The organism is Streptomyces sp. NPDC007088 (genome assembly GCF_042869355.1).
Taxonomy (GTDB): domain Bacteria; phylum Actinomycetota; class Actinomycetes; order Streptomycetales; family Streptomycetaceae; genus Streptomyces.
Genome location: NZ_JBIAFO010000026.1, coordinates 15765 through 36481 on the forward strand (window position 1 = coordinate 15765; position 20717 = coordinate 36481).

Annotated in this window: 25 protein-coding genes and 2 pseudogenes; 8 read left to right on the top strand and 19 right to left on the bottom strand. The window is 68.5% G+C overall.

All coding sequences use genetic code 11. The features are described from left to right. Positions 1–1225: 1225 nt before the first annotated feature. The 11 genes and pseudogenes from ACFYMP_RS28570 to ACFYMP_RS28620 all read right to left on the bottom strand — a co-directional run bounded on the left by ACFYMP_RS28570 (position 1226) and on the right by ACFYMP_RS28620 (position 8546). Positions 1226–1963, bottom strand: a complete 738-nt coding sequence (locus tag ACFYMP_RS28570) for a hypothetical protein (protein ID WP_388862978.1) — start codon at positions 1961–1963, stop codon at positions 1226–1228. After that, positions 1948–2154: a hypothetical protein gene (locus ACFYMP_RS28575; protein WP_388862980.1), complete on the bottom strand. Its 207-nt coding sequence runs from the start codon at positions 2152–2154 to the stop codon at positions 1948–1950. The genes ACFYMP_RS28570 and ACFYMP_RS28575 overlap by 16 nt, the downstream gene beginning before the upstream one ends. Positions 2155–2503: 349 nt before the next feature. Continuing rightward, a complete protein-coding gene (locus ACFYMP_RS28580) occupies positions 2504–2899 on the bottom strand; it encodes a hypothetical protein (protein WP_388862981.1) in 396 nt (131 codons plus the stop codon). Positions 2900–3089: 190 nt separating this feature from the next. Continuing rightward, positions 3090–3728 (bottom strand): hypothetical protein, encoded by a 639-nt coding sequence (locus tag ACFYMP_RS28585; protein WP_388862983.1) that lies wholly within the window; start codon positions 3726–3728, stop codon positions 3090–3092. 180 nt (positions 3729–3908) lie between these two features. Then, positions 3909–4844 (bottom strand): hypothetical protein, encoded by a 936-nt coding sequence (locus ACFYMP_RS28590; protein WP_388862985.1) that lies wholly within the window; start codon positions 4842–4844, stop codon positions 3909–3911. Between the two features lie 184 nt (positions 4845–5028). Beyond that, a pseudogene (locus ACFYMP_RS28595) lies at positions 5029–5358 on the bottom strand (HU family DNA-binding protein); the annotation flags it as partial. A gap of 170 nt (positions 5359–5528) precedes the next feature. Further along, positions 5529–6203: a hypothetical protein gene (locus tag ACFYMP_RS28600; protein ID WP_388862987.1), complete on the bottom strand. Its 675-nt coding sequence runs from the start codon at positions 6201–6203 to the stop codon at positions 5529–5531. A 92-nt stretch (positions 6204–6295) separates the two neighbouring features. Further along, on the bottom strand, positions 6296–6901 hold the full coding sequence (locus ACFYMP_RS28605; protein ID WP_388862989.1) for a hypothetical protein: 606 nt from the start codon (positions 6899–6901) through the stop codon (positions 6296–6298). Between the two features lie 95 nt (positions 6902–6996). Continuing rightward, positions 6997–7494, bottom strand: coding sequence for a hypothetical protein (locus tag ACFYMP_RS28610; protein WP_388862991.1), 498 nt, complete (start codon positions 7492–7494; stop codon positions 6997–6999). Next, positions 7491–8045, bottom strand: a complete 555-nt coding sequence (locus ACFYMP_RS28615) for an HD domain-containing protein (protein WP_388862993.1) — start codon at positions 8043–8045, stop codon at positions 7491–7493. The genes ACFYMP_RS28610 and ACFYMP_RS28615 overlap by 4 nt, the downstream gene beginning before the upstream one ends. Positions 8046–8312: 267 nt before the next feature. Continuing rightward, on the bottom strand, positions 8313–8546 hold the full coding sequence (locus tag ACFYMP_RS28620) for a hypothetical protein (RefSeq protein WP_388862995.1): 234 nt from the start codon (positions 8544–8546) through the stop codon (positions 8313–8315). Positions 8547–9274: 728 nt separating this feature from the next. Here ACFYMP_RS28620 and ACFYMP_RS28625 point away from each other — a divergent pair. Both ACFYMP_RS28625 and ACFYMP_RS28630 read left to right on the top strand, forming a co-directional pair. Continuing rightward, positions 9275–9817: a winged helix-turn-helix domain-containing protein gene (locus ACFYMP_RS28625; protein WP_388862997.1), complete on the top strand. Its 543-nt coding sequence runs from the start codon at positions 9275–9277 to the stop codon at positions 9815–9817. Next, a complete protein-coding gene (locus ACFYMP_RS28630) occupies positions 9814–10362 on the top strand; it encodes a transposase (protein WP_388863099.1) in 549 nt (182 codons plus the stop codon). Before ACFYMP_RS28625 ends, ACFYMP_RS28630 begins: the two co-directional genes overlap by 4 nt. Position 10363: 1 nt before the next feature. Here ACFYMP_RS28630 and ACFYMP_RS28635 read toward each other — a convergent pair whose 3' ends face one another. Together ACFYMP_RS28635 and ACFYMP_RS28640 are read right to left on the bottom strand one after the other, a co-directional pair. Beyond that, positions 10364–10891: a hypothetical protein gene (locus tag ACFYMP_RS28635; RefSeq protein WP_388862999.1), complete on the bottom strand. Its 528-nt coding sequence runs from the start codon at positions 10889–10891 to the stop codon at positions 10364–10366. Between the two features lie 147 nt (positions 10892–11038). Then, positions 11039–11650 carry a hypothetical protein gene (locus ACFYMP_RS28640; RefSeq protein WP_388863001.1) on the bottom strand — a complete coding sequence of 204 codons (612 nt, stop codon included), beginning with the start codon at positions 11648–11650 and terminating at the stop codon, positions 11039–11041. Positions 11651–12098: 448 nt separating this feature from the next. Here ACFYMP_RS28640 and ACFYMP_RS28645 point away from each other — a divergent pair. Next, a pseudogene (locus ACFYMP_RS28645) lies at positions 12099–12275 on the top strand (IS5/IS1182 family transposase); the annotation flags it as partial. 47 nt (positions 12276–12322) lie between these two features. On the opposite strand, the gene ACFYMP_RS28650 reads toward ACFYMP_RS28645, so the two are convergent. The 5 genes from ACFYMP_RS28650 to ACFYMP_RS28670 form a co-directional block, all read right to left on the bottom strand. Then, positions 12323–12529: a hypothetical protein gene (locus tag ACFYMP_RS28650; RefSeq protein ID WP_388863003.1), complete on the bottom strand. Its 207-nt coding sequence runs from the start codon at positions 12527–12529 to the stop codon at positions 12323–12325. Between the two features lie 206 nt (positions 12530–12735). Continuing rightward, entirely contained in the window at positions 12736–12882 is a 147-nt protein-coding gene (locus tag ACFYMP_RS28655) for a hypothetical protein (protein ID WP_388863004.1), read from the bottom strand. A 248-nt stretch (positions 12883–13130) separates the two neighbouring features. After that, positions 13131–13385, bottom strand: coding sequence for a hypothetical protein (locus tag ACFYMP_RS28660; RefSeq protein WP_388863006.1), 255 nt, complete (start codon positions 13383–13385; stop codon positions 13131–13133). 44 nt (positions 13386–13429) lie between these two features. Further along, complete coding sequence (locus tag ACFYMP_RS28665; RefSeq protein ID WP_388863008.1) at positions 13430–13843, bottom strand: hypothetical protein; 414 nt, start codon at positions 13841–13843, stop codon at positions 13430–13432. A gap of 70 nt (positions 13844–13913) precedes the next feature. Then, positions 13914–14423 (bottom strand): hypothetical protein, encoded by a 510-nt coding sequence (locus tag ACFYMP_RS28670; RefSeq protein ID WP_388863009.1) that lies wholly within the window; start codon positions 14421–14423, stop codon positions 13914–13916. Between the two features lie 466 nt (positions 14424–14889). On the opposite strand from ACFYMP_RS28670, the gene ACFYMP_RS28675 reads away from it, so the two are divergent. Beyond that, positions 14890–15168, top strand: coding sequence for a hypothetical protein (locus tag ACFYMP_RS28675; protein ID WP_388863011.1), 279 nt, complete (start codon positions 14890–14892; stop codon positions 15166–15168). 176 nt (positions 15169–15344) lie between these two features. Then, positions 15345–15959, top strand: coding sequence for a hypothetical protein (locus tag ACFYMP_RS28680; RefSeq protein WP_388863013.1), 615 nt, complete (start codon positions 15345–15347; stop codon positions 15957–15959). A 157-nt stretch (positions 15960–16116) separates the two neighbouring features. Here ACFYMP_RS28680 and ACFYMP_RS28685 read toward each other — a convergent pair whose 3' ends face one another. After that, a complete protein-coding gene (locus ACFYMP_RS28685) occupies positions 16117–17559 on the bottom strand; it encodes an NF041680 family putative transposase (RefSeq protein ID WP_388863015.1) in 1443 nt (480 codons plus the stop codon). A gap of 594 nt (positions 17560–18153) precedes the next feature. Between ACFYMP_RS28685 and ACFYMP_RS28690 the strand changes: the two genes are divergently transcribed. Genes ACFYMP_RS28690 through ACFYMP_RS28700 form a run of 3 tightly spaced genes read left to right on the top strand, consistent with a single transcriptional unit; the run spans position 18154 to position 20558 of the window. Continuing rightward, entirely contained in the window at positions 18154–19263 is a 1110-nt protein-coding gene (locus ACFYMP_RS28690) for a DUF6192 family protein (RefSeq protein WP_388863017.1), read from the top strand. Between the two features lie 43 nt (positions 19264–19306). After that, positions 19307–19693 carry a hypothetical protein gene (locus tag ACFYMP_RS28695; RefSeq protein ID WP_388863019.1) on the top strand — a complete coding sequence of 129 codons (387 nt, stop codon included), beginning with the start codon at positions 19307–19309 and terminating at the stop codon, positions 19691–19693. A gap of 16 nt (positions 19694–19709) precedes the next feature. Next, entirely contained in the window at positions 19710–20558 is an 849-nt protein-coding gene (locus tag ACFYMP_RS28700; protein ID WP_388863020.1) for an IS5 family transposase, read from the top strand. The last annotated feature ends 159 nt before the right edge of the window (positions 20559–20717 follow it).

Consider the following 20717-nt stretch of genomic DNA (forward strand, 5'->3'; position numbering starts at 1 on the left):
CACAGCGGCCGGGGAGGAGAACCGCCCTGTCGGGGTCGGCCACCGGCGAGCGGACCGTGGCGTCCGATCGCTCGCTCGGGCTCGGCAGCGCCGCTGGTGAGTGCGCCCAGGAAGCGCAGTCCCTGGCCCATGCGCGTTCGCAGTGCTCACGGGCGGCCGGGGTGATGGTGAGGCTGACAGGTACGGCGCGCCGGTGCCTTGGGCGGCATGCGCGCCGGGCCCGGCTTGAAGGGGCCGGGCGCTGGCGGTGGCCCTGGTTCGGCGGGGCCAGGAGGACCGTGGCGGGGCGAAGAGTTAGTGACGCAACCGCGACCGCGCTGGGCCGACCCGCCCCGGCGCCTGTCTCCCCTGAAGCAGTTTGTACAGGTCATCGGGCGTTCACATGTGCTGGCTGACGGGCGTCCCAGGGAGCGGGAGAGACTCCCTGGAGCGTTGCCGGACTGGTCCGTCCTACGGGACCTGTCGAAGCCCCACGGATGTCGCGCACCGACGCAGGAGCCTTCGGCGGCACTCTCCGCCGGGCCGACGAGTAACGAAGAGACCCGCCTGGCCGACGTCGGCGAGGCGGGTCCGGGAGGCCCGTCGTGAGGCGGGCCGGGGTGGATCAGCGACGGCCCCTTGGCGCGGTCGGCGCCTTGGGCGCGGCCGGAACCGTTCTAGGTGCGGTGGTTGCCTTCGGTCCGGGGCCTCGGGTCGGCTTCGTCTTGGCGTCCGCAGGCTGACGTGTTCCCGACGTGCGTACGTGGCTGGGGATACCCGGCCCGCTGCGTGAAGGGCACGTGCGGGCGCTCGGCGCCGGCTTCGCGGTGGTGGCTCGCGCCGGTGTGGTGGAGCAGTGGCGCGGAGTCGAGTGGCCGGCACTGTGGGAGCCGGGTAGCACCGCGAGCAGCACCAGCAGGAATGCGAGGAACAGCACGACAGCGACGAGCGCGAGAACGGTCAGGGACGGGGCGGGGCGCGGGCGGGACATGGACGCAGGAGCCCTTTCGCAGATGCATGTCGGATGGAGACCAGGTCGCTCGGCACGAAAGTCCTGCCTTGTGACGCCTGGTACGAGGACCATCCGGGGAAAGGAGGTAAGCCACGCAACTGGTGCTCCCCGGCGTGCTGTCTCGGACTGGTCGTGTTCCTCCGGGCGGCCCGAAGGAACAGGGAGAGGGCCCGCTCCCCGTGCCGGTAACGGCGACGGGAAGCGGGCCCAAGAGGAGGGGGCGCGTGCGGTGGCTCAGACGCGGATAACCGCGTGGCGCCGGGCACGCACGGAATTGCTCACCGTGGCCTGGCGGGCGTGGCCGGTCTGGCCGGGCACATCAGGTGCGGCGCTGATGCCGAACATGTCCGCCAGTGCGACCATCAGGTTTCCGGCGAACTTCTTGGTGCTGTCCATGCCGTTCAAGTCGAACATGGCGAACCCGTTGCGCGGGGCCAGGACCCAGCTCTCGTAGGCGCGTCGTGCGGGCCTGTAGTGCAGGTGCAGAGTTCCCTTGGGCCCAGCGAGCTGGATGGTGTATCCGGTGTCGGTCGCTGCGGCGAACGCGCGGACGTTGCCCTCGCCTGCCTTGCGCTGTGCGGATTTCCGCATCCGGTCGAGCGGCTGTCGCACCGTGTCGGGGAGCTGCGTTTCATCTTCGACGGGCGTCAGCGCCGGGATCTCGGAGCGTCCGTCGGGGCGGGACAGCACGTCCGGGTCCTTCCAGATGTGCACGAAGTCGTCGAAGTCGCGGGCGAGTTCGCGGGGGGTGCCGTCGACGGTGAGGGTCGAGTTGTTCCACTTCCAGAAGCCGCGGTAGTTGCGACGCCAGGTGATGGTGAGTTCGACTCGCTCGCTCGTCAGCACCAGCAGGTAGTGCAGTGGTGAGGTACGGCGGACGTCGGCGTTCTGGCCGGTCGCCTCCCGCAGCTCGTCTCGCAGTGCGGTGATCCAGTGGGGCAGGATCTCCGCCTCGGTCAGATACTCAGGCATGTGTGCTCCAGTGCGGCGTTGTTCAGATCGGTGAGGTTGGCGGCGGCACCGGCTCGGACCAGGAGTCCGCAGCGGGTACAGCGCAGGGTGTCGATGGGGTCCCAGTCATCGCCGTGCTCACCTGGCAGGCAGTACACGGCCTGGAAGGAGGCAAGGCGGTCCGTGGGCGCGGTTGTGGGTGGACCAGACAAGGGCTTCTCCGGGTCAGGGGCGCCGCGCGATGGAGTGCGTTCAGCGCTCGGTTCGGTGGTGGGCCGGCGTGGCCAGCAGCGTGCGGTGGACCGCGGCGCGAGGCGTTTGAGCGGGCGGAGGAGCGGGCCGGTCCGGTTGCGCACGTGATAGGCGTGCGGTCGGCCCGGCGGTAGAGACAGTGGCGCGGCAGGGAGTTAGCCGCGCAAGCGGCCGCGTACGGCTCACGCCGGGCCCGACTACGCCGCAGGACCCGCTTCCGCGTGGGTCACGGCGCGGAAGCGGGTCCAGGAGGTGAGCGGTATGCAGTGCTCGACAGCCGGGTGCGTGCGCTGCGGCGGCGAGCCGGGATCAGGTGGCCTGCGTCGCAAGAAGGTCGAGCGTGGCCCGGACGAGCGCACCCAGATGTTTCGTCGAACCAGTGGAGGGCGTCAATTGAGCCTCCGCAGCTCGGAGAGCCTGCTCGACCTGGGCGCGAGTGTAGGTCGGCTCCGCGGGGTGCGCCGGGGTGGTGTGGCCGCATGGGTCGGGCACGCCGTCGGTGCGCACGAGGCTTTCCCATTCCTCGCCCTGGGGCCAGTGGCCGACGCTGACGGTTCCGTCCCCGTACAGGTCTGCGCCGACGTAGAGCAGGTCCGGCCGGTCGGCGCGTTCGATGCCGATGTTGGCCGCTTCTCCGTCGGGTGTTTCGGGGACGTCGATGGCGGCCAGGATGCGGCGGTGGTCGTCAGTGATCAGGAACTGCACAGGGAGTCCTCTTTGGTCAGAGCGCGTCGCGGTTGCTTGCGCTGCGGAGGCTGACGCTGGCCGCGGTGAGGGTTAGTCAGGCAACCGATGTCGGGGTTGCCCGGCGCCTCGGCGGGGGAAGCAGTTGGCCCGCCCTGGCCGGAGTAGCGGCGCAGGGCGGGCCTGTGGTGGGTCGGGTGTTGACCTCGAATCAGCGGGAGGCGCGGGCCTTGGACTGCTGGCTGGCGCGTCGGGCGGCAGTCTCGGCATCCTGTCGTCGCTGTAGCTCGCCGAAGGACGCGGTCAGGTCCTTGCGGTAGCGGTTGGCCGCCATGCCGACGCGGGGCGGGCCGTGTACGGCCAGGAGGTCGGAGGCGGCCTGGGAGGAGTATCCGGCCGCATCCAGGTCCGCGAGGGTGGGGAACACGTCCGCGTCGCGGTCCCGGCTGGGGTCGATCAGGAAGTCTTCCTTTCCGCCTCGGGTGTAGACGAACTTGAAGTTGGCGTGAAGTTGGCGGGCGGGTTCGGTTCGACCAGGCGACGGAATCCGGCGTTCTGCGAGAGGAGCCAGTCGGTGGCCATGATGGGGCACTCCACGAGTCCAGGGATTTCGGAGGGGGTGGTGTGCGGTGCAGGAGGCAGTCGGTGAGACAGCCCGGCCGCGGGCCACGGTGCTGTCTCGGTGCCATGCCAGCGCCCGAGCCCTTCGCGGACGCCGGACGGCGGGATCAGGGATCCGGTCTCGGCGGTGAGAAGGCGGTGGGGTGGGCTGCGCAACGATCTGGACCGAATCCCGCTGAGAGGGAGGAGAGGTGCCACGCGGCGCGGGGCCGGTCCAGCTCCGCCACACTCACTCGCTGGGCGTCTAGCCCCGCAACCCTGCTCGAGGTGAGGCTGGCAAGGGCCAACGGGGCACAGGTTCGCGGGCCCGGCTGGGACGCCGTCAGGGCCCGCTCCCGGCAGGTTCGACGGCACGGGGGCGGGCCCTGGGTGGGGTGCGCGGGGTGTCCGTATCGGACGGGGTTGAGGTCTACCGCTCGCTGCTGTGGCTCGGCGACTGGGTGCGCGCGAACAGGTAGTGGTCCAGCGGCCAGATCGCGGCTACGTTCGCCTGCTGCAACAGATCGGCCAGATCGGTGTCCGGCTCGCTGGGCAGCAGCACGGCACGATCGGGACGCGGGTCCATGAACCGCTTCAGGTCCTGGAGTTCTCCCAGGGCGGCCCAGATGGCGCCGCGAGCGAGCGTCGGGCGGACCGCGACGAGTTCGTTGCGGGCGGTGTCGTGATGGGCGGAGAGTTCTGTCAGGGCACCCGCCGGCCGTACGCGGTAGTGGACCAGATCGGTGCCTTGGACCGCTCGAAGGTACCGCCCGTAGGCGGCGAGCAGATTGGCTGCGGCTCGCTGCGCGGGGCTCGGGTCCGGAAGGAGAGGCGGGGCAGACTCCCTGCTGACCTGCGGGGTCGAGGCGATCGAGGGGGCGGCGGGCAGCGCGGCGGGTGGCAGGCTGAACACGGGGCGGAGGCGGAATACGAGGCGGCGGGCGATCTCGAGGGGTCTGCGAGAGTCGCAGGGTGCGTCGGCCCATACGTAGGGGCGATCGCTGTCCAGGTGGAGGTGTCCCAGGTAGGTCACGGCCATGGAGTCGGGCCGCTGACGGAACAGCCGCAGGGTGCGGTCTTCGGTGCGATGGTGCAGGACGGACTTGTTGCCGTTGGTGGGTACCTGATCTGTTCCTGTGCTGCCCCCCTCTCCGGTGAAGTGCACGTGTTCGCCGGTCCAGCCGTCGAAGATGCCGGCGGGCGTCGTGAACAGGAAGACGTTCTGGGTCGTTCGCGAGGGGCTGATGCGCGGGTGGATTCTTCCGCCGTAGCGGTCGTGGAGTTCGGCGCGGTCGATGGTCTCGCCGAGGGCGAGGTGCCAGGTGAAGGCGGGCTCGTCGCTTCGTCGGTTTTCTGTGGCAGGCATGGCCATTGCTCCTTCGTCTGTCGGGACCTGGACCCTGGACGAGAGGGGAATAACCGGGTCAATTCACCAAGCGGCTCTGCCTGGCCGGGGGCCTGACCTATCGTGGTTGAACCGCGAAGGCCTCGGCGCCCCGGTCCGGAGACCGGGGCGCCGAGGCCGGATCGCGGCTGGTCTAGGCGGCGCGGGTCAGGCTGCCCTTGGGGGCCTTCTTCACCGCGAGGGTGTTCTTCTTGAGCTTCTTCGAGCCCGAGACCAGATCCTTGAAGCCCTGACCCGCGCGGAAGCGGGGCACGGAGGTCTTCTTGACGCGCACCCGCTCGCCAGTCTGCGGGTTCCTGGCGTATCGGGCCGGGCGGTCGACCTTCTCGAACGAGCCGAAGCCAGTGACCGAGACGCGCTCGCCGTTGACGACGGCTCGGACGATCGCGTCGAGCACGTTGTCGACGGCGTCGGTGGCCTGCTGGCGGCCACCCAACTTCTCTGCGACGGCTTCGATCAGCTGCGCCTTGTTCATGGAGTGTTCCCCTCATGGCGGTATCAACGTGACTGCACCGCACGGACCTTGTGTGCGGCTGGTGAGGTGGATCGTGCGACCGGGCCGGGCTAGCCCCGCAACTCCCTGGTGACTGGTGATGGCCCGCCCAGCGCGGGACGCTGGGCGGGCCATCGGTCAGGGGGGAGCGGTCAGGCGCTGCGCCGTGCGGCAGCGTGCAGTTCAGCGAAGGTGCTGGGGATCTCGCTGCTGCGCAGACGGCGGTATAGGAAACCACCGGTGCTCTGGGAGCGGGCCCTGGCATCCGGAACCTGAGCGGCGGCTCGGCGGGCGGCGCTGTGGGTATCGCCCTCCACGATGAGCAGCCAGGTGCCCCGCTGGTCCATGACTGCCCACGCGTTGGTGAGCTCTCCCGGTGCCACTGCCGTGGGGGGTGCGGGCAGGAGGTCCGTGAGTGCGACGGTGATCAGCCTGCGGTGCTGGCTACTGAGCACCTCTACGCTGCCGTCGGCGTCGGGCCGGCTCTGGACGGCGACGATGTCCTTGTGGTGCCTGGTGGAGGCAGGCCGGTAGGCGGCGATCGTGCCGACAGCATGGGTTCTGGTGAGCTGGATCCTCTGGTACTTCCTCGCTGTGCGGATGCCCAGGTGAGAGAGGCGGAAGTGGGTGAACCCGGTGTGTCCGGTGCTGGTGCCCAGGAGGCGGCCGTCGGCTCGGTGTTCGCGAATCCACTGCCGGCGGCGCATGAGGTCGAGCGTCGCGCCCTTGGCGTCGGCCGGCAGCCGACGAGCGTGGTCCTGCAGTGCGGCGATCAGCAGATCGCGCTGGTAGGGCGAAGGAGAGGCGTTCGCGGAGATGTCGGTCATCGTTGTCGTCCTCGTGATGTGGCGCGCAGGCGGCCCGTGCGGTCGGGCGCGGGCCGTCGGCGCGGTGGGTGAACGCGGAATCGGGTGGCCGTTCATGCGGCGGGGCCGAATCGGTCCGGGTGAAGGAGGCGGATCGCGGTGACCAGCGTTTTGGTCTCGTCCGGGCGCAGCGGCCCGTGAGCCAGGAGGTAGTCCAAGGCCTCCGGTTCGCTTCGGGCGTGGATCTGGTGGGCGGCGCCGGACTGCCATTCCTCGGATTCGGAGACGAGATAGCTGAAGAGGGCCTCGGCCGTCTCGTCTTCGAGGAGTGGACCGTCCTGCTCGTCGTAGTCGGCGTTCTCGGCCGCGACCTCATCGGGGTCACTGGGCTCGACCAGCAACAGTCCGAGAGCCTCGCGCAGATCCTCGTCGAGGCCGAGTGCGTAGGCGTGTCCGAGCGAGTCGGTGAGGCGGACGACCGTCGGGCCGGGCTGCTTGCCGGGAAGGGAGACCTCGCCGGTCCAGGACAGGTGCTGCTCCTCGGGTGCCTCCAGCTCGGCCAAGGTGGCTTCCATCTGGTCGCGCAGGATGCCGAGGAGCGACTCCTCGCTGCGCTGGCAGGTCGTGACGGTGGTGCAGCGGTTGATGAAGTCGGTGAGCAGTGCTCGGTTGTGGGCGGCCAGCGCTGTTCCGCTGGTGCGGGGGGTGTTGGGTGCCATGGCTGTCTCTTCCGAGAGGCGGCGGGGTGGGCCGGGCCGGGTGTGGCCGGTGGTCGGACCGTGCCGTGGCAGCTGGTTAGGCGGGCAACTCCCTGTTACGCCGCTGCGGGACCTCGTTGCGCCGGGGTTGCCGCCGCGGTGGCGTGACGGCGGTCGGCTGCGGCGAGGATGCGTGCGCTCTCGTCGGGGTTGGCCTCGGCGGTGGGATTGAACCAGTAGTAGTGGGCGATTCCTGCGGCCAGTGGGTAGACCTGTGCCCAGGGCGGGAGGCCGCTCTGTGTCTGGGGGACGGTGTTCGGCGGGTAGAGGAGGGTATCGATCACCACCTGAAACGCTGCGGCGCGGAAGTCGCGCGCGTGCGCTTGGCGTTGGCGCGGTGGCATGCCGGCCAGGTAGGGGCGCGCGTTGGAGTGTCGTTCCCAGCGTCCGTACAGGCGAGCGGCCTCGGACGCGCGTACCTCGGCCTTGTCGAGTGCGCGTGGGAAGGCGAGCAGGTTTGAGGAATCCAGGACGCCTGGCCACAGGAACCCGTACGCCAGGCCCCGAATCGTGAGGTCTCGCGTACGGGTTTGCGGCTGTCGATCAATCGTCACGGACGGGGTACAACGCCTCCTGCGGAAGGGCGTCCGTCCAGCGCCACGACATGCTCGCTCAGCTCGGCGAGCAGCGACGGGTTGACAATGCGGACGATCGCCTCGATGTCATCGGGGCGCGCATTCGGCCACAACTGGGCCCTCGCGGAACGGTACTTCGCGGCGAGACGCTCCCGCTTGTCCGATGGCAGCTGCGCGGCCCGATCTGGGCGGGAGTTGTGCGCATTATCGGCGATCTTCACCAGGGCCGCCTGCGGATCGGCAGCGATGCGTCCGATCTTTTCCTCATATGGCATTCCGGGCACGTTGGTCACCGCCTCGACGATCTCGACAACCCGTGCCGGGATCCCGGCCTCATGGAGCCTTTCAGCGGTCCAGTCGGTGTCTTCCAGGATGTCGTGCAGCAAGCCCGCCTTAACCAGCTCGTCCCCCAACGGGGCGAGCCCAGCGGCCACTGCGCGGACGTGCTCGATGTAGGGCACGCCGATCTTGTCGACCTGGCCGGCGTGCGCGCGGTCGGCCAGGAAATCGACCTCGCTGACAGACTTCATTCCTACTCCCTTCTCGGCGGCCTTCGCCCCGCTACTGGGCACCGGGCCGATGACTCTCCAGGGCGGTGCGCGGGCGCGGACCCTGCGAGGCGGCACGGTCGCTGCGAACGTAGCAAGCGGCGCAAGAGACGGCGAGTGGAACGCGCCAGGCCCGCGAATGGGGCGCGGGCCGAGCGCGGGCGCACCGTACTGTCGGCTACGCGGCCGGGGTACGGGGTTGGGATAGGAGCCGACGCAGCATCCGGCCGTCGCTCCGCAGTCGTCCGGTCATTTGGGGTGGCAGGCTGCACGCAGGTACGCCGCGACCACGTAGGCGGTCAGCCGCTCGGGACGGGTGGGGTCCGGGATGTGCGGGAGGTACAGGACGTTGGCAGGGGGGACCAGGCCGAGCCGGACGTACGCCTCGATCAGGGACCAGCCGTCATCGCTCGCCCCGGGCTGCGGCTCGGTGCGGGCGAGTCCGTCCTCCATTCCGTCGTAGAGACCGCTGGGCAGCACCACCGGCAGGTGGGCGATGGTGTCCGCCGCGCGATCCAGGGCACGGCCGTCGTCGGGATCGAACAGGTCCCCGGGAAAGGCCGAAGTATTCGTTCGCGACCGGTTCCTTGCCTCCGTGGGCGGTGTAGGCCGTGCGCTAGTCGGTGACCCTTTCGGTTCCGGCCTGAACCTCACAGGGGTCGGTGTGCTCCCGGAGATACGGACCTGGCCCAGCCAGCCGGGCCGCCGCAGTCGCGGCACCGGCGGTAGTCCTTCTTCCGGACGCCCCTGCCAGGTGGCTCGGGCGACAGCTCCCCCGCCCCTCAGCAGGCGGCCGAGCTCGGGGGACAGTCCGGGGACGGGGCGGCGAGTGGCAGCGGGTTTCGTCATGGCATCTCATTCCTCACAGGCGGGCCCCGGCACGGGTGGTGGCGGGGGCGCCGGGCGGGCCATGGCCCTGGTGCGGGCCCGGCTCGGTCGGCTGTCGGGAATGGTCTGCCGCCCGGGTCCGAGCGGCGCAACTACGCGCTCCAGCTCCCGGGCGCAAGGAGGGCCCACCCGCGCACCGAGCAGGCTCGGAGGGCGGGTGGGCCGGTGATCCAGGCCGGATCTCCGCTTCGCGGAGCGCGCGGCGCGGTTGCCGTGGCGGCGCCGCGCGGTCGGCCGGCCGTGCGATGTCGGGCGGGTTACTGAGCTTTTCGGGTTGTGGTCGGGGTGGTGACGGTTCATGATCCCTGCGGTATGCCGGTGGGATGCGGTATCCGGATGGTGGGCGCCTGACCGCTGAGCGTCGGGCGTTTCGGGAGAGGATCCGGCTCCAGGCCGGCGAGCGGTTCGCGGCGGGTGAGAAAACCGCGGTGATCGCGAAGGACCTGCGGGTGAGTGTGCGGTCGGTGGAACGCTGGCGCCGCGCCTGGCACGAGGGCGGCATGGATGCCTTGCGCTCCGCTGGCCCGGCCAACTCCCCGACGGTTACCGATGCCCAGTTCGCGGTGCTCGAGGAGGAACTCGGCAAGGGCCCGTCAGCGCACGGCTTCGACGATGAGCGTTGGACTCTGGCCCGGGTCCAGACGGTGATCCGCCGTCGTCTGCGGCTGAGCCTGTCGGTGGCGACGGTATGGCGGCTGCTGAAACGACACGGCTGGTCCTGGCAGACACCCGCCCGCAGAGCACTCGAACGCGACGAACACGCGGTGGAACTCTGGAAGAAGGAGGAGGTGTGGCCCCGGGTAAAAGGCTCGCGGCGGCGTCCGGGGCGTGGATCGTCTTCGAGGACGAAGCCGGATTCGCGATGACGCCGCCCCGTGCCCGCACCTGGGGACGACGCGGGCACACACCCGTCATCCGCGTGCGCGGCCGCTCCCGCCGCCGGACCTCGGTCGCCGCACTGTGCTGCTACAAACCCGGCGAGTCCGCCAGACTCATCTACCGACCCCGTCAGCATCTGCTCCTGAAAGGAGCACGAAAGAGCTTCTCCTGGCAGGACTACTGGGACCTGCTGGTGAGGGCCCACATTCAGCTCGGCGGTCCCATCGTGGTGATCTGGGACAATCTCAATACCCACCTGGCCGCGGGGCTGAAGCGGTACGAGACTGAGCACAAGTGGCTCACCAGCGTCCGGCTTCCGCCGTATACACCCGACCTGAACCCCGTCGAGGCCGTCTGGTCCCTCGTGCGCAGGGCCATGGCCAACACCGCCTTCGACACACCCGACGACCTCGACCGCACACTCCGCCGCGAGTTACGCAGGATCCAACTCCGACCCCACCTGACCGACGGATGCCTCACCGCCACCGGCCTGGCCATCAACCCACCGACCCCACCTTGGAAACCTCAGTAGGTCAACGGGTGACAGCGCGGAACCGGAGGCACACGCCCGAGGGCGCGTGGGCGGGGTGGTGCTGGCCGCAGTGGCAGGGGGCGATCGGCTGTTCGCCCCCGGTGTCGCAGTCGGTCAACTGGCACACCGGGCAGCGGCCGGCCGACAGGTCGGCGAGGGCCCGCAGTGCGGGCAGGGCGTCCTTCTCGTAGGGGCGGATGGCGTCGTCGAGGAAGGAGGCGTCCTCCGGCTGCTCGTCGGCATCCAGGCCCTCGTCGTTCATGAGCTGGGCGCGCTCGTTCTCCCAGGCGGTGATGGACGCAGCTGCCTCGGCTCCCAGGCGCTGGAGGGCGAGAGCGGTTCGGGCCAGGCATTCCCGCTCGCGAATGGCGAACAGGCTCCAGATGATCACGTCTCCCCAGGTGGCACGGTCCGTGGGAGGGCGGAAGAACTCCACGTCCTCGGACAGCGAGGCGCGGCGTGAACCGTCGGGGAGGTCATTGCGCGGCGGGTGCGGGCGAGACTGGAGGCGTTGGGTGCTAGTAAGCAAGCGCGCCACTGCGCGATCTACCGGGGCGTTTGTGTGCCGCTGAACGCGACGAGCCCCTGGACCCGGTCCATGCGTGGGACCGGGTCCAGGGGCTAACCGAGGAGATCTCGGATACGGGCGGGGCCGTGCCGGGTCCTGCCAGGTCCGCTATTTGTACGAGTTGCGCGGGCCTTCGTCCATCGTGACTTCGATGGCCTCGGCTCCCTTGCGCAGCAGGCCGCTGCGCCGGAGTTGCACGGTCGGCCGGTTCTCGGAGCCGCGCCGGGAGTACTGTTCCAGCGCGTGGATGATCACGGCGTCCTGGGCGTTCTCGATCATTCCCGGGACGCAGGAGTAGACCCGGTCGTCGTTGTTGGCGTTCTCGGCCGCGATCACGACCATATCACCTGCCACACCGTTGTCGATCTCGAGCGTGACGCGGTAGCGGTAGAAGGAGCCGGTGCCGTTGGACTGGGCAGAGTAGGCGACCGGCACCACGGCGCGGATCGACTCGTTGAGGGTGACTTCGATGGTCTCCTCAGCCACGCCCTGTGCCTCTCGGCCGACGTCGCCGAGGTGCTTGACGGCGCCGTCGGCGGTGCTCAACCGGGCGGGGACGCCGCGGGCGCCGAAGGTAGCGACGTACTCCACGTCGCCGTTGGTCCGGAGCACCATGGCCAGCAGGTCGTAGTCGGTGTGGCTGCTCCACGTCATGCGGGCGGTCACGCCAGCGGTCTTGCGCAGGGCGACGGGGGCGTCGCCCTTCTTCATGTTGATCATGGGAGTCCTGTTCTGGTGGACGGGTGCCGCAGTCGCACCGGTGGGTGCCTGGTTGCGGCCTGGCTCCGGAACCGTGGGACAGGGGCGGGTTAGCCCCGCAACTCGCTGCTCAAGGCCGTGCTGCGCCGCGCTGTCTCCGACCGTACGAACGGGAAGGCCCAGGTGAGGGCGGGTATGTGCGTACATCCCTCGGGGTGGCACGTCCTTCTGGTCGGGCAGTTCGCGAGGCGGGACGCTGGGTGCGGAAGGCGTTGTTCTACCGCCTGACGGGCGTGCCGACTGGGCGCATGAGAACGGCCCGCCTGCGGGTGCAGGCGGGCCGGATCGTTGGGTTGTGGCCGCGCGAGTTCCATTGAGTGGGGCCCGAAAGGGGGCAAGTTTGGCTGAGGGCTAAGCGCTGTTTCTTGGATCTCCTGACGTGGGTCGGGTGTTGGGTCCAGGGTGGACGTATGGGCCGTGGGAGACCGTCTATAAGCGTCATCGCCGCTGGTCAGCGGATGGAACGTGGCAGATGTTGCTTTCGAAGGTGCAGGCCGCCGAAGATGCCGCCGGCCGGATCGACTGGGACGTGTCGGTGGACTCCACCGTGGTGCGGGCTCATCAGCACGCCGCCGGTGCGAGAAAGGCGCCCCCGGCCGCGGTTCCTCAAAAGGAGGCCGAGCGGGGGACGAATCAGGTCACCGTGGAGGGGCCGGAGCGGTAGTTCCACGCGTTCTTGCCCACGGTCGCCCCGAAGTTGGAACAGTTGTGGGTGCACTGGCTGTTCTCGCCGACGGCGTGGGCGGCAGGGGTGGTGGTGACGGTCAGGGCGACGGCCGCGGCCACTGCCATGACAGCGGGGACGGCGGCCGAGCGAATCGCGAGACGGCGGATCATCATGGAGCCCTTTCGAAGAACGTGGTGCGCAAGCGGTCTGGCAGGCTCGCTGCTGCGCACCTCGGGGCGGGCTACGCCCCGCTCAGCCGTAGGGCTCCCACGGCCTGCGGCGGCGACTTGGGGCCTTCTCCCGCGCGCCGGGAGGCGTCGGCCGACTGCGCGTGTGAACGGCAGCCGGCCGCCCCGGTTCGGCATTCCGGGCGCCGGGGCTACTTCGGGATCGGCGGGGTCGGCGCGGGCCAGGCGTTGTACGGGTTGGCGCACTGGTAGACGACGTAGCCTCTGATCTTGGCGTGGTCGGACTTGCGGGTGACCGTGCCGTGCACCCACCATTTCTTGGTCGCGCGCTGGTACACCCACTGACTGTAGTTGATCTTGTCGCCCTTGTAGGCGATGCCGACCGTGGTCGAGCCCGTGGAATAGGACTTGTGGACCTTGACGGCCGAGCAGGAGAAGGCGCGCAGGTTTCAGGAATCCTGGGCCCCGGGGGGGCGGAAACCCGCACGCGAGCCTCCGGATCATAGGGTTACACATACGGGTTGACGGTTGCGCTTCAGACATCACGAAGGGCCCGCGGAGCGGTGGAGGATCATCGCCGCTGAGATCAGCCGGGCATGTAGGGCAGTTTGGGCGGTTCGAGATCGGTGCGAGGCGTCACGTCCTCGGGCCACACAGGCGGCGAGAGGATGGGCGAGCCGGGTTCGTGGGGCGGCATTGGGCCGTCGTCCGGGTTGGGTGCGTCCGAGCACTCCCGACCGTCGAACGCGTCGACCCACGCCGTGTCGGGAGCGTCCTGACGCAGTGTGTGGTCGCCGTGCTTGCAGCGCGCGGCACGCTTGGGGTATCCGGGAATGGTCATTGCGGCTTCTCCTTGATGGCGTGCGATCTGTCGGATTGGGCTGGTTAGTCGGTGACGCGGTAGGGGTGGCCCACCTGCGGCTCGTCTCCGTCGGCGTGGACGTTGTGTGGCCACCGGCACGCGACGGTTTCGATGTGCACTCCGGGGTGCTCTTCGCAGCGGACCTGATTGTTCGGGGTGACCTTGGGAGCCGGGACCGGAATGACCATGGTCGATGGGGACCCGAGTTCCGCTTCGTCGTTCGCGTGCTGCTCCAGGGCAGTAGAGAGCGCGGTGTCGCGGATGTTGAGGGTCTGGGTCTCGCCATCGTGGTGGGTAACGAGGGCTGTGCCTACGTAGCTGATCCAGCCTGAGTCGTCCCTGATGGTCTCGACCGTGACGGAGGTGACGGCCTTGCCCGTGGACTCACGGTCGGCGAGGGCCTCGGCCGCGGCGGAGGCGAGCTCGCTGATGTTCATGGTCAGATCTCCTGGTTTGGTGTGAGGGTGCGAATCGTGGCGTTATGGAATTGCGAGGCGCTCATGACTCTCACCAGCCGGGCTCCTCGGCGGTGAGCGGTTCGCCCTCGGCGACCAGCCACTCGATCTCTTCGAGACCGAGTCCATCCAGGCCGGCGGCTTCGACCATGTACGGAAGTCGGTCGCGTACACGGCGCATGGCGGCCTTGTCGTGGTCCCTGTAGGCGTTGAGGTCGAAGACGGCGCCGAGTGTGGCCGGGTGGTCGTAGCGGGAGAGCGCGTACACCAGCCGGTACTCCTCCCCGTAGCGGTCGAAGGCTGCAGCGTGAGCAGCGTCCTCCCGGGCCTGGCGCTCGTTGACGCGGGCCTGCTCGCGGGCGAGGCGGGCATCCTCGGCGGCCTGCTGGCGGCGGAGGAAGGCGGCGGCGTCGCCGACGGGGATGACGCCGTAGCCGTCGCACTCGTAGCAGAGGCCGCCAACGCGCTTGTGGGGGACGTGGCGGTAGATGTCGAAGCCCTGCTTGCCGTCGCACTTGGGGCAGATGACGTACTCCTGGTCCCGCTGCTCCACTCTCGTCACCCCCTGATCGGACCTTTGGGTCCACAGAGGGCGAATCAACCTTCGTCATGCGGTAGGAGCGGAGTTCGTCCCATACTCGGCGCTTGCGCCCGTTGAATTCCAGGCGCCCCATCGGCATCCGCCTTGCGAGAGTTGGTACTCAACAACCAGATCTCTCGGCGTCCCGGCCCGGCCAGGGTGACCGCACAGTTTACGGTCAGCAGGGTTCCTCTATCACCACACTCGCCCGGGGCTTCGCCACTGTGTCTGGGTCTACGGGTCAATTCCCGGTACGCCTCTCGACGCCCCTACCCCGGTTCTAATTCGCCCTCTGTGGAGTTATTTCGCCGTTCTGCTTGGCGATGCCCTCATCATGCAGTCCACACTAGAGGACTGTCAAGAGTCCTCAACTAAGGACTGGTTAGGCGCGCTAGAGTGCTCATTCGAGGACTACTGATTGGACTACGGCGCATGTCACAATGCCTACATGAGCAGCGACTGGACCCCCACGGAGGAAGAGGCCCGCACCCTGGCCCGCTACAAGAAGGCCAAGGAGACAGAGCGGGAGCTCAAGCCTGTCGTGCGCGCCATCGGGCTTAAGGGCCTGCGTAGCGGCGCCACACCGGCCCAACTCGGCGAACTCACCGGCGAATCCGACGAGACGTTCCGTCGCATCCGTGTCGCTCACGACCTCCCCGTCGACCCGCGCTACGAGAGCCGGGCACAGCTCGCCCGCGCTAGGAAGGCGGCCGTCCCTGACGGGTGACCCGAGCGCGACTCACCGTCGCCCGTGAATGCGGACGCGCGTGCCCTGATGTCGGTCGACAGCTCAGCCTGGATCCGCCGACCACCCAGCGTGCTTAAGCTGACGTCCAGAAGCTAGCCGCGGCAGTCGGGCCGGAGTGCACACTGACCCCCAGACTTCGACCACCGGAGGTGGGTATGGAGGGGAAGACGCTCGTTGACTTCTTCGCAAAGCCGGGTCGGTATCCCCACAACATCGTCCGAGGAGACAGCTCGCTCGCCCCGGTCCATACCGGAGATCTCAACGACGCCTGCGGTCGGGTGAGCCAACTCATCGCACAGTTGGAGCTCGATGAGTTCTGCCTGCGGACGGAGAACTGGACCGGCCTAGTCGTGGTGTACGCCATGGACAAGCCAGAGCGACGGGGTCGGCTGCGCGCCGCCCTGGAGAAGGATGGGTTCGAGGTGAGGGAACGACTCAACGAGTACGGCACCTCCCTGGAGGTTCACCTCCAAGACCGGCATCTGATCCACACCAGATACACCTTCATCGTGAACACGATCGCCGAAGTCATGCCGGAAGCGGGGACCATTGCCGACCTTCAGGACGGCATCACGCAGCGACTTGGCCACCCGGTGCCGACCGGGCTGCTTCGCACACAGATCACCATCTACAACATGTCCCTGATGATGAAGCGGAAGGGCACCGAGCCGAGCGAGTCAACGGTCCCCGAGGGCCTGGAGGCCCTGGTAACTACTGCTTTCCAGAGCGGCGTGATCCCGCCGCTGTGCACGTTGTTGCCGATCGACTAGCGGGCGATGTCTCCCGCTGGGTTGCTCGACGCTGAGCGCGAGTACGTGGGTTTGTCCGCTGGGCGTGGTGCAGATGCAGATCTCGCACCAGGCCGCGACCTTCCCCGCTCTCCCCGCACACGGGATCAGCCGGCCGCGGGCTTAGCTTGTTCTTTATCTACCAGATTCTTCCGGGCTTGCCGATGGCCTTGAGGTTCTCGGGGCGTTTGACGGTTTTGCCGACGTCGTAGCGGGGTGCCCGGTGTTTGTTCTTGGCCCCGGGTGGCCGTCCGGGCCCGGTGCCGCGGGGTTTGGGAACTCGGGTCGGGCAGGCGAGGTGTGCGCGGATGTTCCGGAACCCCCGGCGGACCCGGGCTGGGGTGAGCCGGTCGGGTGTGGTGGGTTTCTCCCAGGGCCGGCGGAGGTCGGTGGCGAGGGATCGGGCGAGCCGGAGCTGGGTGTGGGCGACGATCAGGATCCAGGTCCATCGGTCCGCCGCCTCGGGAGTGCGGAGTTTCGGACTGGTCCAGCCGAGGGTCTGCTTCGCGAAGCGGAAGGTGTGCTCCAGGTCGAATCTGCGGAGGAATGCCTGCCAGAAGCGGTCCACGTCCTCGGGGGTGGCGCCGGTCTTGGAGGACCATAACCACACGGGCGGGGCGTCCCGGTCCTTGGACAGGTGCTCGACCTTCAACCGGATCAACATGCCTTCGACCAATGGCAGTTCGCCGTCGTGGTCGAGCCAGGAGGAGCGGTGGGTGAGCCGGGGATGCACCCGGTCCCACGCCTGGGTCTCGGCCTTGCCGTAGTTGGTGGTGTCGGTGACGGTGGTGATTGCGGGCTCGGGCCAGGTCTCCGGCTTGGTGAAGCGGAACTCCGGGCCGTGCTTGGGCGGTCGGCCGTTGACGCCCGGCATCCGCGGTGGCTTCGGCAGGCGCATCACGCGGTCGGAGCGGACACGGCCGACCAGCTCGACGGGCAGGTCGCGCAGGACCCAGGCCAGGCGGGTGACGTCGTAGCCGGCATCGCTGACGATCACGATGTCCGGGTTCCCGGCCTGCCACTGGCCAGCGGTGATGAGCCGTTCAACGACTCCTCGGAGCTGGGCGGCGGTGACGGCGGTCGCGTCGTCCGCAGGGCCGAGCCGGACCGCGTCCAGGATCGCAGTCCAAGACGTGGCGCCCGGCTCCAGAGCGGCCACAAAGGAGTACGGCCAGCCAGGGATGAACTGCGACGCGGTCTTCGCCCGGCCGTAGACATGGCAGAACAGGCGCTCCGCCGAGCACGGCGCGTCCGACCGCAGCCACGGCGACACATCGACCGCCAGGACCAGGCGCCCGCTGTCGAAACGCGGCAGCGGCAGGCCGGCCAGCACCGTCCGCAGACGGCCAGTGTCGATCCGGCCGTGGTTCAGGCCGCCGTACATCGCTCCGTGCCCACGACGGTGCTCGGGCAGCAGCGTCAAGTCCACCGGGGACTTCACCGCACCGTCCGCACACAGCACCGCGTCCGCGAGCTCGAACAACTCATCGCGCCGAGCGGCCACGCACTCGTAGAACTCACCCCGGAAGCGTGACGCTTCCGCGAACGCTTCCCTCCGGGCAGCATCAGGCAGCAGACTCATCCTCACGGCCTTCGTCTTGATCGGTGCACCTTGGTCGGAGCACAGGATCAGACGAAGGCCGCCCCCACGTCCGGCGAACCCCCAGGTGAGGACTCAGTTCGAGACGCCGTTCGAGGCCAGAAGAAAAAGAACAAGCTTAGTGTCTGTCTGAGATCTCTGGTCGTATGGCCCGAGGGTGGTGAAGCTGGCGTGCATGAGTTCGGGTGGGATGGTGCGCCGGTATTGCCCGGAGTGTGGGGTGCCGCTGCCGCCGACGAAATCGGCGGCAGCGGTGTTCTGTTCGAATAGGTGCAGGTCAAGACGCTGGAGAACCTTGCAGGACGCCCGCCGGAGGGTGGCGGAGATTCAGCGGGGCCAAAGAGTGCTCTGTCCGGTTTGCGGGCGCGGGTGGACGGTCGGGGTCGAGCTGCGTCGCTCGGCGGTGTTCTGTTCGTCGCGGTGTCGGACGCGAGCCTGGCGGGCGAAGGCGTCACCGGATTCCGTCACCGTGACGCCATAGCCGAACGCCGCAGGTGAACCGGTTGCCACAGGGCTTTCGTAGAGGAGCGCGGCCAGCTGTCGATGGGCCCCGCACGCCTCCGGCTCGCGCCTGTCATGAGCAGGTCGCAGGGCTTCATTCTGGTCATGAACTGGGCTGGGGGAGCCGCTGAGTCGGCCACCGCCGGTGGTCGGCCCGGCCCGGGACAGGAGGGCGGTGACGCCATTTCGGATCGGGTCGGGAACGTCTCACGGACGCGCTACGAAGAGCTCGTCGCGGAAGCACGCGAGCTGATCGCTCAGGTCACGAAGGCCCAGTTCGCGCTGGGTGACAAGGCTCTGGTAATCGAACCGATGCGACCGCTGGGAGGGTCGGTGGCCAAGGGGACGGACGATCTGTTCACGGTCGAGGAGGCACTGCAGCTGTTCGCCGACGACATCGGCGTCTCCCGCAAGACCGTTGAGGACTGGCGGTGGGTGTCCTCGCGCTGGCCGAAGGAGAAGCGCAAGGACGGCGTCTCCCACACCGTCCATAAGATCCTCGCCTCGATCCAGGACGATGAAGAACGGTGGGTGTCGGTCGAGGACGCCCCTTTCAACCCGCGTTCCCGTGGCAAGCAGTGGACCACGGACGGGGCGAAGCGCCTGGTCGGACAGCAGGTCGACAATCCGGTCTCGGTCGAGGAGAAGGTCCGGGCGGCCGTGGACCTGACTCGCGATGACGACGTCGCAGTCCAGGTGGCCGCGTCCCTGCTCTCCCGCCCCGAAACCGCGAAGAGCATGCCCGCGGCCGAGCGGGTCAGGGTCGTCAAGGAGCTCACCCGCGACGACGAGGTCGCGACTTCGGTAACCTCCGAGTTGCTGCAACGTCCCCGGGTCGCCCGGCAGGCGATGCGCAACGATGACGTCCGCTTCACCGTCAACCGGGCCCAGTTCGACAACTCCGAGCAGGCCCGCGAGCAGATCCGCGAGCGCATGCCCGCCATCCGCAAGATCGAGCACACCATGGAATACCTCGACTTGGTCGGCTCCGCCCATCAATATGTCGCGACTCTGGGCCGGCTCGTTCCACGCATGCGCGATCAGGAGTTCAGCGACGACGAACGCGAGACGATCCGCCGTTTGATCGCCAAGGTCCGCGGCGCCGCTGATTGGTTGGAAGCTGCGCTGGAGACAGGCACGTTCACCCTGGACGAGCAGCTCACCCAGCTCCTCAAGGGCGAGTGAAGCGATGCCTCGCCGCCTCCGAGGCGCCGGTCAGGCCCGGCCATTGTCGGAGCACTACGGCGACCTGGTCCGGGTCTCCCTCATGGAGGCCAGACCGTCAGGGCTCCAGACCAAACAGCTGGTCGCAGCCACCCGCCTCTACCCGTCCCAGGTCGCCCGCGGGGTCCGGCACTTGCGCGACGTCGGAGCCTCGGAGCATCTCACCCCGATCATCTGGCGCCGCAAGGACGGCTACCTCTTCTCTGAGGAACCGGCCGACTGGATCGAATACGAGAAGAAGCAGTTCCGCCTCGTCCTGGTCCGCCTCACCCGGTTGATCACGGGGACGCTCGACCCGCACCTGATGCGTCACCCCGACGATGAGTGGGCCCAGCTCGCATCCGCCCAGCTCACCGGTGTCCGCGCCACTCTCGCCCAGCTCTCCAAATGACTCCGGACCTCCTCCCATGCCAACTTCAACCACCCGCCGGCGCCGCTATCCCTCCGACACCACAGTCGCGGAGTGGGCGCTGATCGAACCGCTGCTTCCCCTGCCGGCCTGCCAGACCAAGATGGGCGGCCGGCCGGATAAATGGCCACGCCGCGACATCGTCGACGCCATCCGCTATCTCGTCGACAATGGCGTCAAGTGGCGGGCTCTACCCGTTGACTATCCGCCCTGGCAGACCGTCTACTACCACTTCGCCGCCTGGCACCGCCGCGGCGTCATCGGCTTTCTCCGTGATCAACTCCGTCGACAGATCCGCACTGGCCAGGGGCGATGCCCCTGGCCAGTGACGTTGATCGTCGACTCGCAGTCGGTCAAAGGCGCCGAGACCGTTTCCAAAGCCACCCGCGGGTTCGATGCCGGGAAGATGATCAACGGACGCAAGAGACACATCGCCGTCGACACCCTCGGCCTCCCGGTGATGATCACGGTTACACCCGCCGACACCAGCGACCGGGACGCCGCCCGCGAACTCCTCTGGCGGCTGCGGGTCATGCAACCGCAGATAACGCAGGTCTGGGCCGACTCCGCCTACGGCGGCCAGCTCATCAACTGGTCGGGCAGCTTCCTCAACATGACCCTCAAAACGGTCTCCCGTCCTCGCGGCACGAAGGGCTTCGTCGTCCTGCCCAGGCGCTGGAAAGTCGAACGGACCCTGGGATGGATCATGAAAGCCCGCCGTAACGTCCGCGACTACGAACGTCTCCCACAGCACTCAGAAGCACATCTGACCTGGGCACTCATCACACTGATGACCCGCAGGATCACCCGCAAAGGACCCCACCCGCAGTGGGCCAGGATGAGCTGACCATCCGGTGGCTCCGCCGCCTGGAAAGCATGCCCACACGCCTCTGCCGACCCTCAGCTACACGGAGTCCAACCGGGCGCCGTGCAGCGAACAGAGAGAAGCAAAGTGAGCATCGCGCCGAGGTGCGGCCGACACACGCCGCAGCGAGTGCAGTCCCGA

Coding starts and splice junctions, on each gene's coding strand:
- ACFYMP_RS28570 (WP_388862978.1), bottom strand. CDS start 1,963: ATGCCTGAGTATCTGACCGAGGCGGAGATCCTGCCCCACTGGATCACC.
- ACFYMP_RS28590 (WP_388862985.1), bottom strand. CDS start 4,844: ATGCCTGCCACAGAAAACCGACGAAGCGACGAGCCCGCCTTCACCTGG.
- ACFYMP_RS28600 (WP_388862987.1), bottom strand. CDS start 6,203: ATGACCGACATCTCCGCGAACGCCTCTCCTTCGCCCTACCAGCGCGAT.
- ACFYMP_RS28605 (WP_388862989.1), bottom strand. CDS start 6,901: ATGGCACCCAACACCCCCCGCACCAGCGGAACAGCGCTGGCCGCCCAC.
- ACFYMP_RS28615 (WP_388862993.1), bottom strand. CDS start 8,045: ATGAAGTCTGTCAGCGAGGTCGATTTCCTGGCCGACCGCGCGCACGCC.
- ACFYMP_RS28625 (WP_388862997.1), top strand. CDS start 9,275: ATGCGGTATCCGGATGGTGGGCGCCTGACCGCTGAGCGTCGGGCGTTT.
- ACFYMP_RS28630 (WP_388863099.1), top strand. CDS start 9,814: ATGACGCCGCCCCGTGCCCGCACCTGGGGACGACGCGGGCACACACCC.
- ACFYMP_RS28640 (WP_388863001.1), bottom strand. CDS start 11,650: ATGATCAACATGAAGAAGGGCGACGCCCCCGTCGCCCTGCGCAAGACC.
- ACFYMP_RS28650 (WP_388863003.1), bottom strand. CDS start 12,529: ATGATGATCCGCCGTCTCGCGATTCGCTCGGCCGCCGTCCCCGCTGTC.
- ACFYMP_RS28660 (WP_388863006.1), bottom strand. CDS start 13,385: ATGACCATTCCCGGATACCCCAAGCGTGCCGCGCGCTGCAAGCACGGC.
- ACFYMP_RS28665 (WP_388863008.1), bottom strand. CDS start 13,843: ATGAACATCAGCGAGCTCGCCTCCGCCGCGGCCGAGGCCCTCGCCGAC.
- ACFYMP_RS28675 (WP_388863011.1), top strand. CDS start 14,890: ATGAGCAGCGACTGGACCCCCACGGAGGAAGAGGCCCGCACCCTGGCC.
- ACFYMP_RS28680 (WP_388863013.1), top strand. CDS start 15,345: ATGGAGGGGAAGACGCTCGTTGACTTCTTCGCAAAGCCGGGTCGGTAT.
- ACFYMP_RS28685 (WP_388863015.1), bottom strand. CDS start 17,559: ATGAGTCTGCTGCCTGATGCTGCCCGGAGGGAAGCGTTCGCGGAAGCG.
- ACFYMP_RS28690 (WP_388863017.1), top strand. CDS start 18,154: ATGAGCAGGTCGCAGGGCTTCATTCTGGTCATGAACTGGGCTGGGGGA.
- ACFYMP_RS28700 (WP_388863020.1), top strand. CDS start 19,710: ATGCCAACTTCAACCACCCGCCGGCGCCGCTATCCCTCCGACACCACA.